This window comes from Streptococcus mitis (genome assembly GCF_000722765.2).
Classification (GTDB): Bacteria; Bacillota; Bacilli; order Lactobacillales; family Streptococcaceae; genus Streptococcus; species Streptococcus mitis_AQ.
In genome coordinates this window covers 1,246,404-1,263,421 of the sequence record NZ_CP028415.1, presented here as the reverse complement: position 1 = coordinate 1,263,421, position 17,018 = coordinate 1,246,404, and the positions used below count along the sequence as shown (strand labels likewise).

The window sequence follows — 17,018 nt, the reverse complement described above, 5'->3', positions numbered from 1 at the left end:
ATAGTTTATATAGTAAAAATTGACTGTAAATCTATTGTTACATGATTAGAATTCTATTTTTCGAAAAAATAATAAAAATTATAGTTGACAAATGTAGATTTTCGGAGTATACTAATAACTGTAATCGACAAATGTAGATTTAGGAGGTGTGATGATGCAGATTTCAGATGCAGAATGGCAGGTCATGAAGATTATTTGGATGCAAGGAGAGCAGACCAGTACGGATTTAATCAGGGTTCTGGCGGAGCGGTTCGACTGGTCCAAGTCAACCATTCAAACTCTTTTGGCTCGTTTGGTTGAGAAAGAGTGTCTGACAAGGAAAAAAGAAGGCAAGTTCTTCTATTCAGCCCTTTTAACTTTGGACCAAAGTCGGGATTTACTTGTCCAAGATATCAAGGACAAGGTTTGTTCTCGTAGGATTAAGAACTTGTTGGCTGATTTGATTGCTGAATGTGATTTTACTCAGGCTGACTTGGAAGACTTGGAAGCTGTGATTTCTGAGAAGAAATCAAGCGCTGTAACAGAAGTAAAATGTAATTGTATGTAAAGGAGACGTCATGTTAAATAGTATTGTAACCATTATTTGTATTGCCCTTATCGCGTTTATCTTGTTTTGGTTTTTCAAAAAGCCTGAAAAATCTGGACAAAAGGCCCAGCAAAAAAACGGCTACCAAGAGATTCGAGTGGAGGTCATGGGGGGCTATACGCCTGAGTTGATTATCCTCAAGAAATCAGTGCCAGCCCGCATTGTCTTTGACCGTAAGGACCCTTCACCCTGTCTAGACCAAATTGTTTTTCCAGATTTTGGTGTACATGCGGACCTGCCTATGGGGGAAGAGTATGTAGTGGAAATCACGCCTGAGCAGGCTGGAGAGTATGGTTTCTCTTGTGGCATGAATATGATGCACGGCAAGATGATTGTAGAATAGGAGAATGATATGACTGAAATTATAAAAGCAAATCTTGAAAATGGTGTGCAAAAAATCCGTATCACGGCAGACAAAGGCTACCATCCAGCCCACATTCAACTGCAAAAAGGAGTTCCTGCTGAGATCACCTTTCACCGTGTGACACCTTCAAACTGTTATAAGGAAATTCTGTTTGAAGAAGAAGGCATCTTGGAACCAATCGGCGTAGATGAGGAGAAAGTCATTCGTTTTACACCTCAAGAATTAGGTCAACATGAATTTTCTTGTGGCATGAAGATGCAAAAGGGGAGTTATACCGTAGTTGAGAAGACTCGAAAATCTCTATCACTTTTACAGCGGTTTTGGATTACTAGTATCTTTACTGTGCCTCTTGTGATTCTCATGATTGGGATGTCGACAGGTAGCATTAGTCACCAAGTCCTGCGTTGGGGAACCTTTTTAGCCACAACACCGATTATGCTAGTAGCAGGTGGTCCTTATATCCAAAGTGCTTGGGCTAGTTTTAAAAAGCACAATGCCAACATGGATACCTTGGTTGCTCTGGGAACCCTAGTGGCCTATTTCTATAGCTTAGTTGCCCTCTTCGCTGGTCTCCCTGTTTACTTTGAAAGTGCTGCATTTATCTTCTTCTTCGTTCTTATGGGAGCCGTTTTTGAGGAGAAAATGCGGAAAAATACTTCCCAAGCTGTGGAGAAATTACTTGACTTGCAGGCTAAAACTGCAGAAGTCTTGCGTGAGGATAACTATGTTCAAGTCCCCTTGGAGCAAGTCAAGGTAGGTGACCTGATTCGAGTGCGTCCCGGTGAAAAGATTGCGGTTGATGGTGTCGTAGTAGAAGGTATCTCTAGTATTGATGAGTCTATGGTGACGGGTGAGAGTCTGCCTGTGGACAAGACAGTTGGAGATACCGTCATTGGTTCAACCATTAATAATAGTGGAACACTTGTTTTTAGAGCAGAAAAAGTTGGTTCAGAGACTGTTTTGGCTCAGATTGTGGATTTTGTGAAGAAAGCTCAGACCAGTCGTGCGCCGATTCAGGACTTGACAGATAAAATTTCAGGGATTTTTGTCCCAGCAGTTGTCATTTTAGGAATCGTGACCTTTTGGATTTGGTTTGTCTTGCTCAGGGATAGTGTGGTCGTGCTTGGAGCCAGCTTTGTCTCTTCTCTTCTCTATGCGGTGGCGGTTTTGATTATCGCCTGTCCTTGTGCCTTGGGGCTTGCAACACCGACAGCCCTTATGGTGGGGACAGGACGCAGTGCCAAGATGGGAGTTCTCCTCAAAAATGGAATGGTTCTACAGGAAATCCAGAAAGTCCAAACTCTTGTCTTTGATAAGACTGGAACTTTGACGGAAGGGAAGCCTGTGGTAACAGATATCATCGGCGACGAAGTAGAAGTGCTTGGATTGGCAGCCTCCTTGGAAGAAGCTTCTCAACACCCACTGGCTGAAGCCGTTGTGAAACGAGCGAGTGAAGCTGGACTTGAGTTTCAAACTGTTGAAAATTTCCAAGCCTTGCACGGAAAAGGTGTATCAGGGCAAATCAATGGAAAACAAGTTCTGCTTGGAAATGCTAAAATGCTAGATGGTATGGATATTTCAAGTAATTATCAAGATAAACTAGAAGAACTAGAAAAAGAAGCTAAGACAGTTGTTTTCTTGGCTGTGGACAATGAAATCAAAGGCTTGCTTGCTTTGCAAGATATCCCTAAGGAAAATGCTAAGCTAGCCATTAGTCAGTTGAAAAAACGAGGTCTTAAAACAGTCATGCTGACAGGAGACAATGCTGGTGTGGCGCGTGCTATTGCAGATCAGATCGGAATCGAAGAGGTCATTGCAGGTGTCTTGCCAGAAGAAAAAGCCAACGAAATCCATAAACTACAAGCGGCTGGCAAAGTAGCCTTTGTTGGGGACGGTATCAATGATGCTCCTGCCCTCAGTGTAGCAGATGTGGGAATTGCTATGGGAGCTGGAACAGATATCGCCATCGAGTCAGCAGATTTGGTGTTGACAACTAATAACCTCCTAGGAGTGGTACGTGCCTTTGATATGAGTAAGAAAACCTTTAATCGAATTCTGCTCAATCTTTTCTGGGCCTTTATTTACAATGTCGTCGGAATTCCGATAGCTGCAGGAGTCTTTTCTGGCGTTGGACTGGCTCTCAATCCAGAACTGGCAGGTCTAGCTATGGCCTTTAGTTCTGTATCTGTTTTGACTAGTTCACTCTTACTAAACTTTAGTAAAATAGATTAAAAGTGGGCTTGCTCGCTTTTATTATAAAACAGTTTTGTAAAACGCTTTCGGACTGTACTGTAATAGAGAATAAAAACTTCTGAGCAGATTCTTAGAAAAGTCGAACGAAATGTGATAAATTAGTAGAGTAAAAATTTGCTGAAACGTTTTCAAAAACTATATGAAACTTTTTTAGTAGATTTAAAAATATTTGAAGGAGAGTTATCATTATGACTCAAGGGAAAATTACTGCATCTGCAGCAATGCTTAACGTATTGAAAACATGGGGCGTAGACACAATCTACGGTATCCCATCAGGAACACTCAGCTCATTGATGGACGCTTTGGCTGAAGACAAAGATATCCGCTTCTTGCAAGTTCGCCACGAAGAAACAGGTGCTCTTGCAGCGGTTATGCAAGCTAAATTCGGCGGCTCAATCGGGGTTGCAGTTGGTTCAGGTGGTCCAGGTGCGACTCACTTGATTAACGGTGTTTACGATGCAGCTATGGATAACACTCCATTCCTTGCTATCCTTGGATCACGTCCAGTTAACGAACTCAACATGGATGCTTTCCAAGAATTGAACCAAAACCCAATGTACAACGGTATCGCTGTCTACAACAAACGTGTAGCTTACGCTGAGCAATTGCCAAAAGTAATCGACGAAGCTTGCCGTGCTGCAGTTTCTAAAAAAGGTCCAGCTGTTGTTGAAATCCCAGTAAACTTCGGTTTCCAAGAAATCGATGAAAACTCATACTACGGTTCAGGTTCATACGAGCGTTCATTCATCGCTCCTGCTTTGAACGAAGTTGAAATCAACAAAGCTGTTGAAATCTTGAACAATGCTGAACGTCCAGTTATTTACGCTGGTTACGGTGGTGTGAAAGCTGGTGAAGTGATTACTGAATTGTCACGTAAAATCAAAGCACCAATCATCACAACTGGTAAAAACTTTGAAGCCTTTGAATGGAACTATGAAGGTTTGACAGGTTCTGCTTACCGTGTTGGTTGGAAACCAGCCAACGAAGTGGTCTTTGAAGCAGACACAGTTCTTTTCCTTGGTTCAAACTTCCCATTTGCTGAAGTTTACGAAGCATTCAAGAACACTGAAAAATTCATCCAAGTTGATATCGACCCTTACAAACTTGGTAAACGTCATGCCCTTGACGCTTCAATCCTTGGTGACGCAGGTCAAGCAGCTAAAGCTATCCTTGACAAAGTAAACCCAGTTGAATCAACTCCATGGTGGCGTGCAAACGTTAAGAACAACCAAAACTGGCGTGATTACATGAACAAACTCGAAGGTAAAACTGAGGGTGAATTGCAATTGTATCAAGTTTACAATGCAATCAACAAACATGCTGATCAAGACGCTATCTATTCAATCGACGTAGGTGACACTACTCAAACATCTACTCGTCACCTTCACATGACACCTAAGAACATGTGGCGTACATCTCCACTCTTTGCGACAATGGGTATTGCCCTTCCTGGTGGTATCGCTGCTAAGAAAGACAATCCAGATCGCCAAGTATGGAACATCATGGGTGATGGAGCGTTTAACATGTGCTACCCAGACGTTATCACAAACGTTCAATACGACCTTCCAGTTATCAACGTTGTCTTCTCAAATGATAAATATGCCTTCATCAAGGACAAATACGAAGACACAAACAAACACTTGTTTGGTTGTGACTTCACAAACGCTGACTACGCTAAAATTGCTGAAGCTCAAGGAGCTGTTGGATTTACAGTAAACCGTATCGAAGATATCGACGCAGTTGTTGCAGAGGCTGTTAAATTGAACAAAGAAGGTAAAACTGTTGTTATCGATGCTCGCATCACTCCACACCGTCCACTTCCAGTAGAAGTACTTGAATTGGATCCAAAACTTCACTCAGAAGAAGCAATCAAAGCCTTCAAGGAAAAATACGAAGCAGAAGAACTCGTACCATTCCGTCTCTTCTTGGAAGAAGAAGGATTGCAATCACGCGCAATTAAATAATTTCTCTTGTGGAAAACTAAAGATAAATTTATAGACTTCTTTATTAGGTTACTGTCGACGATTCCATCATTGAAACCATAAATTTCAATGATGGAATCTAGTGTGGAGCCTAGAAAAAGTCCCAAAGGATTTTTCGTAGTTTGATGAGCAAAGATTTGCCATCAAACTTGGTTCCACCTTGTTTATTCTTTGATTTTCATAGAGAGAAACTTGAAAAGATCGGAGTAATCCGGTCTTTTTCTGGAGGATAGTAAATGAATTTAAATCAATTAGATATTATCGTTTCAGATGTTCCCCAAGTCTGTGCTGACTTGGAGCGTATTTTGGATAAAAAGTCCGATTATGTTGATGACAGTTTTGCTCAGTTTACGATTGGCAGTCACTGTCTGATGTTGTCCCAAAATCATTTGATTCCTTTGGAAGATTTTCAGTCAGGAATCATTCTTCATATCGAGGTTGAGGATGTAGACCAGAATTACCAACGGTTGAAAGAGCTTGGTATACAGGTTTTAAACGGTCCTTGTGAAACGGATTGGGGAACAGAGTCCTTATTAGTTAAAGGTCCTGTTGGTCTAGTGATTGATTTTTATCGTATGAAATAGGGCGCTTAGTCATGTGAAGATAACCTTAGCTATTTTTAAAACAGAATATGAGAATATGAACTATTGAAAGATCGGAGCAATCCGGTCTTTTTAATATAAAGAAATTGCATATGAATTGTTGATAGCGTTTTCCTAAAATATTATAATAAAAACATAACAGCAGAAAATAAAACTGATATGGAAAGGAGAAATATTTTTTAATAGCTGTAGTAAGTGAATTTTCTTATTTCATTAGGAGGAAAGAGATGCAAAAAAAGGATGTTTATCTAATCTGTGTGACCATGATTATCTGTTCAGTTATTATAGGACTGATTATAGGAAGTTTTATTTTGCATGGTCTTGAAGATATTGCAGCAATAATTAACCACGGCTTACTGACAATCAATCAGTCCATCCATTAATTGACAAGAGCTATTCATTTTTACATTTTATGGATTAAACAGATCGGAGCAATCCGGTCTTTTTAATATAAAGCAATTGCATATAAACAATTGACAGCATTTTTCTAAAATCTTATAATAAAAATATAACAGTATAAAATAAGATTCATATAAAAGGATGGTTTCTGTCTGTTGGATAAGATTGTAAAACATGTCCCTTTATTTTGATTTGTAAATCAGGCTTTTGTTCAATGGTTAAGAATATTACTAAATTAAGCTCTTCTGTGATTTGTAAGAATATGCAAGAGAAAATTCGTAAAAATCTAGCACTTTATGCTATTTCTGGATGCTATGAAGATATTTTAGATGTGGACTAGAGAGGGGTAAGCAAAAATGTCTATCAAGAAAAACAAAAAGGTTGTAAAAAAACTGAAGCTGTAAGCAATAATTGTAATGTTTGTAAAATTTATATAATAAAAATGGAGAGGAGTGCTAGCATCTCTCTTTTTCTAGGAGGGCATTATGAATAAAATATTTCACTATCTGGATAAGAAAACGAAGTTTTATACTATCATCGGTGCACTGGCAAATGGAGGTTTGGCTCTTGCTCAACCCTTAGTCGTATCACAAGCCTTGTCCTTAAATCAAGGAGAGCTGACTTATTATAAAATCATACAGTTTGCTGTTTTTGGATTTACAGTATACTTCGTCTTGTATAGCTTAATGCTCTTTTGTAATCATACACATAATGTTTTTAGACGTGAAATTCAAATGAATATGAGGGCAGATTTATTTGACAAGCTGATGATAAATAAAGATTTTAATGAAGATGAAAAAATCACCATGCTCACACAAGATATGGAGTATTTGGGGGATAATTACTTAGAAAAATACGTTAATATCATTTGCTGGAGCTTTGTAGCATTACTAACAGCGATTTATATTATTTCGCAAAATTTGTTACTAGGTAGTATTTTTGTCTTTTTCACTATTTTACGTCCTATTCCTCAGTTCTTGATGAATAAAAGACTCAAACACACTGGTGATGACATGGCGCAAGGCAGAGTAGAAGTGCATAATCAAGTATCTGATAGTATCCGAGGGGCACATACTCTACTCATGAACCAAGCAATTTCTGAAAATCAGAACAGATTTTGGAAGATTAATCGAAATTATCAACTAGCCATTCAAAAATTTTGCTTTACCCATAATATAATTTTCTTTTGCAACGGTTTCATGGTCTTTTTAAGCCAAGTTTTACCACTTGTTTTAGGTTTTTACTTTGCTATGGCTGGGCAGAAAGTGTCAGTGGCAAGTCTTGTTGCTATGTATATCGCAGCAGGTCAGCTAGTGAGCCCTATTCAGACTATTATGTATGATGCTGTAGATATACAAGGGGCAAAAACGACAGCAGATAAGATTTTTGGAGTATTAGAAATTGGAGATGTAAAACAGATAGATAAAAAAGATGCGCAAGAATTGAATGCTCTGCACATTAAAAATTTAAGTAAATCCTATGGTGACAGACAACTTTTTACTCATCTAAATTTGGATGTTCAAGCAGGTCAGAAAGTTTTAATCAAAGGACCGAGTGGTTGTGGTAAATCAACCTTGTTTCGACTCATTACTGGAGAAGAAATAGCAGATGAGGGAGAAATTATCGGTGTGACAACTGTTAATGAATGTACATCAAGTTTTGTATCCAGTATAGGAATTATTAGCCAACACCCATTTCTCTTTAACGATACAGTGCGTTATAATTTGACCTTAGGACAAGAATTTTCTGAGGAAGAGTTGCTTGCTGTTTTGAAACAAGTCAAACTAGATTTTGAATTGACGGGTGGGATGGATTTTATTATCAAAAATAACGGGGAGAATATTTCTGGGGGACAAAGAGTAAGAATTGAATTGGCACGTTTTCTTCTTCGTAGAAAAAATCTGTTATTGGCTGATGAAGTGACCGCAGCCCTAGACAAAGAAAACGCCTTCATGGTACATGAATTACTGTTTTCTCTTCCTGTTATGATGTTAGAAATTGCCCATCATATTGATAATGAAAGTAGATATCAACAAGTTGTAGATTTAGGAAAATATTGAATCTGGCTTAAAAGTCAGTTTTATCAGAAAATAAAGTAAATATTTCAGCAATAAAACACCCAGTATCAAGATTTTTCAATACATCATAATATGCGTTTTTCTGATTATATATACTTTTCCTAACTTCACTCTTCTTTCTTATCACAGGATTGTGATAGTTTACATTTTTATAACAAAACTCTCAAACACTTGCTTGTTTTTGCATCATATTATAAAATAAAAAGCATAAAAGAATAAAAGAGGTTTTGAAAATGTCCGAAAAACAAATGAAAGTTTTGGGTTGGGTAGCGACCTTCATGTCTGTTATGATGTATGTGTCTTACTTCCCACAAATTATGAACAATCTGGCTGCTCAAAAAGGAAATTTCATCCAGCCCTTGGTTGCTGCCATCAACTGTAGTCTCTGGGTTTACTACGGTCTTTTCAAGAAAGAAAGAGATATTCCACTTGCTGCTGCCAATGCTCCAGGTATCGTTTTTGGCCTTGTGACGGCTATTACAGCTTTGATTTAAAAAGAAGACTGGTTTCAGTTTTGTTCGTTTATGAAAATAGATGCTTCATTAAAGTAATTTTTGAATGAGAGTTGAGGGAAAAAGTCCAGTGACAGCTAGCTTTACGAGAGTCTTTTATGTTCGTCTCTATCAAAGAAAAAAGTATATCGTTACTATTTTTATAAAATCTTCTCCCTACTTTATAAGATGTGAAAAAGAGTTCAACTGGAACTCTTTTTTTGCTATAATGAGGGGAGAAAAATCAGATAGGAGTTCAAGATGTCAGAACCATTATTTTTACAATCAGTTATGCAAGAAAAAATCTGGGGTGGTACCAAGCTACGTGATGAGTTTGGATACGACATCCCAAGTGAAAAAATCGGAGAATATTGGGCCATCTCAGCCCATCCAAATGGTGTTTCAAAGGTGGCAAATGGTCGTTACGAGGGAACAGACCTAGCTACTTTATATGCAGAGCACCGTGAATTGTTTGGCAACCGTCCAGAACCTGTATTTCCGCTTTTGACTAAGATTCTGGATGCTAACGACTGGCTCAGCGTCCAAGTCCATCCAGACGATGCCTATGGACTAGAGCATGAAGGCGAACTCGGAAAAACAGAATGCTGGTACATCATAGCTGCGGATGAAGGCTCAGAGATTATCTACGGTCACAATGCCAAGTCAAAAGAGGAACTCCGTCAGCAAATTGAGGACAAGAATTGGGATGCTTTGTTGACAAAAGTACCAGTTAAAGCTGGAGATTTCTTCTATGTACCAAGCGGCACCATGCATGCTATCGGTGCAGGCATCTTGATTCTTGAAACCCAGCAGTCTAGCGATACCACTTATCGTGTCTATGACTTTGACCGTAAGGATGATAAGGGTAACTTGCGTGAACTTCACCTTGAAAAATCCATTGATGTCTTGAACATCGGCGAGCCTGCAAATAGCCGTCCTGTAACTGTTAAAGCAGATGATTTACGTTCAACTCTCCTTGTATCCAATGATTTCTTTGCAGTTTACAAGTGGGAAATCACTGGAAAAGTTGATTTTGAGAAGACAGCTGATTACAGCTTGTTTAGTATCTTAGCTGGTCAAGGTCAACTGACTGTTGACGGAAAAAACTATCAAATCCAAAAAGGCAGCCACTTTATCCTACCAAGTGATGTTGAAGCTTGGACTCTGGAAGGGCAAGGTTTGGAATTAATTGTTAGCCATCCATAAAAAAAGAAAGGGCCTGAGTTCACTACTCAAGTCCTTTTTAATTACATAAATTGGGCGATAAAGACCACGATGATGATGATTGGAATGATGAAACGAAGAAGGACGAGCCAGACTTGGAACAGTCCCTGTTTCCATGCTCTTTCATCGAGATGGAGTTCCTCCATAGCAAGTGTCTTCTTAAAGATGTAGCCAGTAAAGAGTGAAAGGCAGAGAGCTCCAAATGGCATAAGAAGATTAGAAACCAAGGAATCCATAGCATCAAAGAAGGTCTTCCCAAAAATGTGAACATCCGCCATGACACCGTAAGAAAGTGCTGAAGGAATACCAAAGACAAAGGTCAAGATTCCTAAAATCACACTCCACTTAGCACGCTTGCTGTTATCCTGATTGGTGATATTGCCCACATTGATTTCCAGCATCACGACCGAAGAAGTGACCGTCGCAAAGAGGAAGAGCAGGAGGAAGAGGATGTAGAAAATGGTTCCAAAGGGCATCTTGTCAAAGAGTTGAGGCAAGACGATAAAGAGCAAGCTCGGTCCCCCTTCAGACTGGATATTGAAGGCTGACATGGCTGGGAAAATGGCAAGACCTGCCATGATGGATACTGAGATATTCATGGCTACAATGGAAATCCCTGATTGGACCAGATTGGTTTTCTTGTCCAAGTAAGAAGCATAGGTCAGCATGGCTGTAACTCCTAGTGAGAGGGCAAAGAAAGATTGTCCCAGAGCATAGAGGAGACCAGCACTGGTCAGTTTTGAAAAGTCTGGTTTGAGGAAGTAAAGAACCCCTTCCATGGCATTTGGCAAGCTGAGAGAGCGCCCGATGATGACAACAAAGATGATAAAGAGCAGGGGCATCATGACTTTCGAAGCTCTTTCAATCCCTTTTTGAACCCCACGTGATACAATAAAGATATTCAACAGGATAAAGGCAACTTGTGCGCCTAGGGCAATGGCTGGATTAGAAATGATTGAAGTAAATAACTGAGCGTAATCACCCGTTCCACCAAGCTGGAACAATTTCCCAAACTCAATACCCAGATAAACCAGAATCCATCCTCCAATAACACTGTAGAAAGATAAGAGGATAAAGAGGGCAAAGGCACCAATCCAACCGATGAAGTTGTACTTGCTATTCTTGCCCAGTTTTCCAAAGGTTTTAATCCCAGAGACCCCAGCGCTTCGGCCGAGGGCAAATTCAGCTAGCAAAAGGGGGAAACCAATTAAAATAGTGGAAATGAGAAAGACCAGTAAAAATCCTCCACCTCCATTAGCAGCAGTCATGTAGGGGAATTTCCAAACGGCACCAAGTCCGATGGCTGAACCAGCAGATGCCAGAATAAAGCCCAGTTTAGAACCCCATTGCGATTTTTCAGACATAGTTAAACTCCTAAAATTAGTATTACAAAAGAAAAAGCTACTGCCCTTGGCAACTAGCCTCATAAGTACTCAAAATGAGCCTTTCTTTTGATTGATAGACTTGACTATCCTATCATGTTTTCTAAGGTCTGTCAAGAAAACCATTTTCATGTTATGATAAAGTAAAAAAATTTCGCAAAAACGCTTGACTCTGACCTAAGGTGAGGGGTTATACTATCAATGTAATACTCTTCGAAAATCAAATTCAAACCATGTCAGCGTCGCCTTACCGTACTCAAGTACAGCCTGCGGCTAGCTTCCTAGTTTGCTCTTTGATTTTCATTGAGTATAAGGAGGAAATCATGTACCATATAAAAGAAGCTGCGCAGCTTTCGGGCGTCTCGGTCAAGACGCTGCACCACTACGATAAGATAGGGCTTTTGGTTCCTTTAAAGTCGGAAAACGGCTATCGAACATACAGTCAGGAGGATTTGGAGCGACTTCAGGTCATTCTTTATTATAAATATCTTGGCTTTTCTTTAGAAAAAATAGCAGAGCTATTAAAGGAAGAAAGGACAGATTTATTGCCCCATTTGACTAGGCAGTTGGACTATCTAACTCGAGAAAGGCAACATCTGGATACCTTGATTTCCACCTTGCAAAAAACCATTCAAGAACAAAAAGGAGAAAGAGAAATGAGCATTCAAGAGAAATTTGCTGGATTTAACTACCAAGACCATCAAAAATACCATCAAGAAGCGGTAGAAAAATATGGACAAGAAGTCATGGACCAAGCGCTCGAGCGCCAAAAAGGTCACGAAGACGAGGCTACGGCTGCCTTTAACCAAGTCTTTCAAGCATTGGCACAAAATCTTCAAGCTGGTCTACCTGTAACAGCAACCGAAAATCAAGAAGAAGCAGCCAAACTCTTGCAAGCTATTCGTACTTATGGATTTGATTGTACGATTGAAGTATTCGGCCATATCGGTAAAGGCTACGTCTATAATCCAGAGTTTAAGGAAAACATTGACAAATTTGGAACTGGCACTGCCCAATACACATCAGATGTGATAGCTCATTATGTCCAAACTCAGACAAAATAAAATCGGAGGAGTATTCTTCCGATTTTTACTAAATTCAAGCACTACTTGCTTAATAATTTTTCTACTACATTTAGTTTTCGCATGGTCAAATCTACATTAAAAAGCTTTTCAAGATAGTTGGTATGGAGTTTCTTTTGTTTAGCAGTTCTAGGGAGATAGAGGTAAAGACAATGGTTACCGATACAAATTTCTTCTTCACCGTAATCATTTTTCAATTTTTCTAAAGGGAGACTTTGAATAGATTCTTGATAAAAAATCACGTGTATACGGTCATAAAGATAGTGTTCTCCAAAAGGGTTTTCTTGGACAATGTTTTTAAAAATATCCTTATTCTTAATGATTATTTTGAGATCGGCTCCAATCTTTTTCTTTATTAGAGTATGAACCTGTTCTCGTATTTTTTCTAAGGCTAAGTTACTTTCAAGAATGATATTACCACTTTGAATATAGGTTCGAACTTGTTGAAAACCGGCTTCTGTTAAGATATCTACTAGATAAGACATTTTAGGGATAGCATTTTTTCCATTAGGAGTAACTCCCCTTAACAAGATAATATGTTCCAAAGGACTTCCTTTCTTTTGGGGCTGATTTAGCCATTAAATAATTCAGATTTAGATTGGGTTTGATCCTGCCACCCAGCCAGTGCAGAGGGCAGAAGTGATGTTAAAGCCACCCGTGTGGGCATTGATATCTAGTACCTCGCCAGCAAAGTGAAGTCCAGGTACCAGCTTGCTTTCCAGAGTTTTAGGATTGATTTCCTTAAGACTGACGCCACCCTTGGTAACAAATGACTTGGCAAGAGACATTTTACCAGTTACAGGAATTTTAAGTCCCTTGATAGATTGGAGGAGTTGTTCTCGTTCCTTTTCAGTCAACTGTTTGACTTTGTCAGGATAGCCTTGCACAAGAAATTCTGCCAAGCGTTCTGGAAGCAAAGTTTTTAAAGCGTTTTTCAAGGATTTTTCCCGGTTTTCTTCTAGAAATGCAGCCAATTCATTTTCAGAAAGTTGAGGCAAAACATCTAGCGAGAGAACCTCCCCACCCTTGACAAAACTAGACATACGCAGGGCAGCAGGGCCTGACAAACCAAAGTGTGTAAAGAGCAAATCGTGAGTGATGACATGCTTGCCATAGCTTAGGGTCACATCGTCCAGTGAAATCCCCTGTAAGGCTTTATGTGGAAAATCTGTCAACAAAGGGCTTTCAGCGGCCTCAAGCTCGGTAATGGTGTGTTTAAAATGACGGGCAATCTCATGACCAAAACCAGTAGAACCAGTCGAAGGATAGGATTTACCACCTGTTGTGACAATAAGTTTATCACAAGTGAAAGTTTGGTCTGTGGATTTAAGGACAAACTGATTGTCGTTTTTTTTAACCGAAACAATTTCGGTTTGAGTAGCAACTTGGCCACCTAGCTCAGTGATTTTCTTTTCTAAAGCTTCGATAATGGTTCGAGATTTGTCGCTGGCCGGAAAGACGCGTCCGTGGTCTTCGACCTTGAGTTTAACACCATTTTCTGTAAAAAAGTTAATGATATCATGGTTATCAAATTGGGAGAAGACACTGTAGAGAAAGCGCCCATTTCCGGGGATTCCAGCTAGTAGGTCGTCTAGAGTTCCGTTGTTGGTTACATTGCAGCGTCCCCCACCTGTCCCGGCTAATTTTTTTCCAAGTTTTCGATTTTTTTCGATGAGGAGGGTTTTCTGACCATAAAAGCTACTGGAAATCGTAGCCATCATGCCAGCAGGTCCCCCACCGATGACAATAGTATCAAAATGTTTCATAGCTCTATTGTACCACAAAAAAACAAGAGATGAAGTCACCTCTTGTCAAGAATGGAATTAATCAATTTCATATCCCATCAGCAAACCACCATCTTCTGCATAGAAACTGCAGAGGCCAGAGGTTGGGAGAATTTTAATATCCGCCTGTGGGAAATTTTCACGGATTCGCTCTGAGAGTTGCTGACAACATTTCTCGTTATTGCGTTGGGCCATGACAATACGGCCACCCGCATATCCAGCTTTCACTAACTCTTCATATGCTGCCTGAATCGCTTTCTTTGGTCCTCTTGCTTTTTGTAGCAATTCGAGGGTTCCAGTTTCACTAGCTTCTCCGACCATGCGGATATTTAGAAGGCCAACGACCGTACCGATAAGCTTGCTCAAACGGCCGTTCTTCACCAAGTTATCGACTTTGGCTAGAACAAAGAGCAACTTGGTTTTTTCTTGATAGGCAGTGATAGCTTCAACCACTTCTTCAAAAGATAAGCCTTGGTCAATCAAATTATTTAATTTTTCTACGAGCAAGTCAACTTCCCCGCCAGCAGACAAGCTATCAATTACATGAATCTTAGTGTCAGGATGCTCTTCCAGATAAATATTCTTTGCTAGTTGAGCACTATTGTGACTGCCAGAGAGAGTACCTGTGATGCTTACTAGGAAAATGTTTTTGGCTCCTTCAAATGCTCGCAAATAATCATCTGGGCTTGGACAAGCTGATTTTGAAGCTTCTGCAGTTGCATACATGGTTTCCATCATTTGGTCAATGTCAAGACTGGTATCATCAACAAAGACCTGATCAGCTACTTGAATGGTTAAGGGGACACTTACAAAGGTTGTGTCAATAGCTGGTTTTGCCAGTTGACGATAATCACAACCAGAGTCAGCAATAATCTTCCAAGTCATAGAAATTCTCCATCTTTGTCAGTTATACATTGACAAAGGTTCTGTCTTTTTTTACAATTATATCATGAAAGCCCTTGAAACAAAAGCCTCATCCGTCTGTTGTGACAAGTAGAAAGAAAATGTTATGTCTGAACGTAGAATCTCTGAAAAATCTCTTGAAAATCTCAGAAAATCAAACCAAGAATCCAATTTATTAACTAGAGAAGCCATCGAAACAGCCCTCTTGCAACTCTTGGAAAAAAAGGACCTGACCAAGATTAGTATTTCTGAATTGGTCAAACGTGCAGGCGTTTCGCGTGCGGCCTTTTATCGCAATTATGATTCCAAAGAGGAAATTTTAGAGAGTGTCTTTAAACGAACTGTCCACAATATCATGGAACAGTTGCACCATTATGATTTAAAGACAGACCTTTATCTGATCTGGGTTCACCTTTTCCGGGAGGCCAGAAAGGAAGCCAGAGTGATTCAATTGGCCTTGGATTACCATCTGGAAAAAATCTTTGTCCAAGCCATGCAGGAATTTTTAGAAAAATACCATGGGAAATCAAAAGGTGTCAGCTCTTATCTTCATTCCTTTTGGAGCTCGGCCATCGTTTCTGTCCTTCTAAAATGGATCAAGGATGGCATGAAGGTACCAGCTGAAAAGATTGCAGATTTAGGTTTACCATTTTTTAAAAAATAGAGAAAAGGAGAAGAGATATGACTGAAAAAAGACTAGCATGGGATGAGTATTTTGCAGCCCAAGCCTTACTAATTGCCAATCGTTCCACTTGTAAACGTGCCAAAGTGGGCGCAATTCTGGTAAAGGATAATAAGGTTATTTCCACTGGCTACAATGGTTCGGTGTCAGGGACTGAGCATTGTATTGACCATGAATGTCTGGTTATAGAAGGCCACTGTGTTCGCACTCTTCACGCAGAGGTTAATGCCATTCTACAAGGTGCTGAGCGTGGTGTTCCTAAAGGCTTTACGGCCTATGTAACCCATTTTCCTTGTCTGAATTGCACGAAACAATTGCTCCAGGTCGGTTGCAAGCGCGTGGTTTATATCAACCAGTACAGAATGGACGACTACGCCCAATACCTTTATCAAGAAAAAGGGACAGAATTGACTCATTTACCACTTGAGACCGTACAGACAGCTCTTAAAGAGGCTGATCTAATGTAAAAAATATCAAAAATAAATGGTTTAGAAAGATTTTTAAACCGTTTTTTGGTATAATAAGAAGAATAAATTGAAAGAAGGAATTCCAAAAATGGGAAAAATTGAAGTTATTAATCACCCACTGATTCAACACAAATTGTCAATCTTGCGTCGTACAGATACTTCTACAAAAGCTTTTCGTGAGCTAGTAGATGAGATTGCAATGTTGATGGGGTATGAAGTACTTCGTGATCTTCCACTAGAAGATGTGGAAATCGAAACACCAATCACAAAAACAGTTCAAAAACAATTGGCAGGTAAGAAATTGGCCATTGTTCCAATCTTGCGTGCGGGTATCGGGATGGTTGATGGTCTCTTGAGCTTGGTTCCAGCTGCTAAGGTTGGTCACATCGGTATGTACCGTGATGAAGAAACGCTTCAACCAGTTGAATACTTGGTAAAATTGCCTGAGGACATTGACCAACGTCAAATTTTTGTAGTAGACCCAATGTTGGCAACAGGTGGCTCAGCAATCTTAGCTGTTGATTCTCTTAAAAAACGTGGCGCATCAAATATCAAATTTGTCTGCCTTGTATCTGCTCCAGAAGGTGTAAAAGCTCTTCAAGAAGCTCATCCAGATGTAGAAATCTTTACAGCAGCCTTGGATGAACGCTTGAACGAACACGGTTATATTGTTCCAGGTCTTGGAGATGCTGGAGACCGCTTGTTCGGTACGAAATAAGAGTAAAGAAGAGAGAAATTT

The 17,018-nt window shown here is 39.7% G+C and carries 17 protein-coding genes; 13 read left to right on the top strand and 4 right to left on the bottom strand.

What is annotated here, in order from left to right; all coding sequences use genetic code 11:
* Window positions 1-154: 154 nt before the first annotated feature.
* The 9 genes from SK637_RS06545 (at window position 155) to manA (ending at window position 9,961) form a co-directional block, all read left to right on the top strand.
* A complete protein-coding gene (locus tag SK637_RS06545) occupies window positions 155-547 on the top strand; it encodes a CopY/TcrY family copper transport repressor (protein WP_033689637.1) in 393 nt (130 codons plus the stop codon).
* A gap of 10 nt (window positions 548-557) precedes the next feature.
* Window positions 558-929 (top strand): cupredoxin domain-containing protein, encoded by a 372-nt coding sequence (locus SK637_RS06540; protein WP_000935061.1) that lies wholly within the window; start codon window positions 558-560, stop codon window positions 927-929.
* Between the two features lie 9 nt (window positions 930-938).
* Window positions 939-3,182: a heavy metal translocating P-type ATPase gene (locus SK637_RS06535; protein WP_033689048.1), complete on the top strand. Its 2,244-nt coding sequence runs from the start codon at window positions 939-941 to the stop codon at window positions 3,180-3,182.
* Window positions 3,183-3,391: 209 nt separating this feature from the next.
* On the top strand, window positions 3,392-5,167 hold the full coding sequence (gene spxB, locus SK637_RS06530; RefSeq protein WP_000191823.1) for a pyruvate oxidase: 1,776 nt from the start codon (window positions 3,392-3,394) through the stop codon (window positions 5,165-5,167).
* A 254-nt stretch (window positions 5,168-5,421) separates the two neighbouring features.
* The gene (locus SK637_RS06525; protein ID WP_033689047.1) at window positions 5,422-5,769 is read left to right on the top strand and encodes a VOC family protein; all 348 of its coding nucleotides are present in this window, start codon (window positions 5,422-5,424) and stop codon (window positions 5,767-5,769) included.
* Between the two features lie 245 nt (window positions 5,770-6,014).
* A complete protein-coding gene (locus SK637_RS09905; protein WP_170175878.1) occupies window positions 6,015-6,170 on the top strand; it encodes a hypothetical protein in 156 nt (51 codons plus the stop codon).
* Between the two features lie 501 nt (window positions 6,171-6,671).
* A complete protein-coding gene (locus tag SK637_RS06520; protein WP_033689045.1) occupies window positions 6,672-8,246 on the top strand; it encodes an ATP-binding cassette domain-containing protein in 1,575 nt (524 codons plus the stop codon).
* 251 nt (window positions 8,247-8,497) lie between these two features.
* A complete protein-coding gene (locus SK637_RS06515; protein ID WP_033689044.1) occupies window positions 8,498-8,758 on the top strand; it encodes a SemiSWEET family transporter in 261 nt (86 codons plus the stop codon).
* A gap of 258 nt (window positions 8,759-9,016) precedes the next feature.
* On the top strand, window positions 9,017-9,961 hold the full coding sequence (gene manA / locus SK637_RS06510) for a mannose-6-phosphate isomerase, class I (RefSeq protein ID WP_033689043.1): 945 nt from the start codon (window positions 9,017-9,019) through the stop codon (window positions 9,959-9,961).
* 41 nt (window positions 9,962-10,002) lie between these two features.
* Here the strand turns inward: manA and SK637_RS06505 are convergent, their stop codons facing one another.
* The gene (locus SK637_RS06505) at window positions 10,003-11,343 is read right to left on the bottom strand and encodes a sodium-dependent transporter (RefSeq protein WP_033689042.1); all 1,341 of its coding nucleotides are present in this window, start codon (window positions 11,341-11,343) and stop codon (window positions 10,003-10,005) included.
* 341 nt (window positions 11,344-11,684) lie between these two features.
* Here SK637_RS06505 and SK637_RS06495 point away from each other — a divergent pair, with 341 nt between their 5' ends.
* Window positions 11,685-12,425: a MerR family transcriptional regulator gene (locus tag SK637_RS06495; protein ID WP_033689041.1), complete on the top strand. Its 741-nt coding sequence runs from the start codon at window positions 11,685-11,687 to the stop codon at window positions 12,423-12,425.
* Window positions 12,426-12,466: 41 nt separating this feature from the next.
* Here SK637_RS06495 and SK637_RS06490 read toward each other — a convergent pair whose 3' ends face one another.
* From SK637_RS06490 to SK637_RS06480, 3 genes are read right to left on the bottom strand one after another with little or no spacing between them, the layout of a single operon-like run.
* Window positions 12,467-12,988 (bottom strand): DUF1697 domain-containing protein, encoded by a 522-nt coding sequence (locus tag SK637_RS06490; RefSeq protein WP_033689040.1) that lies wholly within the window; start codon window positions 12,986-12,988, stop codon window positions 12,467-12,469.
* A gap of 48 nt (window positions 12,989-13,036) precedes the next feature.
* Window positions 13,037-14,209 carry an aminoacetone oxidase gene (gene aao, locus SK637_RS06485; protein ID WP_033689039.1) on the bottom strand — a complete coding sequence of 391 codons (1,173 nt, stop codon included), beginning with the start codon at window positions 14,207-14,209 and terminating at the stop codon, window positions 13,037-13,039.
* Window positions 14,210-14,266: 57 nt separating this feature from the next.
* Complete coding sequence (locus SK637_RS06480; RefSeq protein ID WP_033689038.1) at window positions 14,267-15,112, bottom strand: DegV family protein; 846 nt, start codon at window positions 15,110-15,112, stop codon at window positions 14,267-14,269.
* Window positions 15,113-15,236: 124 nt separating this feature from the next.
* Here SK637_RS06480 and SK637_RS06475 point away from each other — a divergent pair, with 124 nt between their 5' ends.
* The 3 genes from SK637_RS06475 (at window position 15,237) to upp (ending at window position 16,997) form a co-directional block, all read left to right on the top strand.
* Window positions 15,237-15,794 (top strand): TetR/AcrR family transcriptional regulator, encoded by a 558-nt coding sequence (locus SK637_RS06475; RefSeq protein ID WP_033689037.1) that lies wholly within the window; start codon window positions 15,237-15,239, stop codon window positions 15,792-15,794.
* A gap of 17 nt (window positions 15,795-15,811) precedes the next feature.
* Window positions 15,812-16,279, top strand: a complete 468-nt coding sequence (locus tag SK637_RS06470; protein ID WP_000136976.1) for a deoxycytidylate deaminase — start codon at window positions 15,812-15,814, stop codon at window positions 16,277-16,279.
* An 88-nt stretch (window positions 16,280-16,367) separates the two neighbouring features.
* On the top strand, window positions 16,368-16,997 hold the full coding sequence (gene upp / locus SK637_RS06465) for a uracil phosphoribosyltransferase (RefSeq protein WP_000515974.1): 630 nt from the start codon (window positions 16,368-16,370) through the stop codon (window positions 16,995-16,997).
* Window positions 16,998-17,018: the final 21 nt, after the last annotated feature.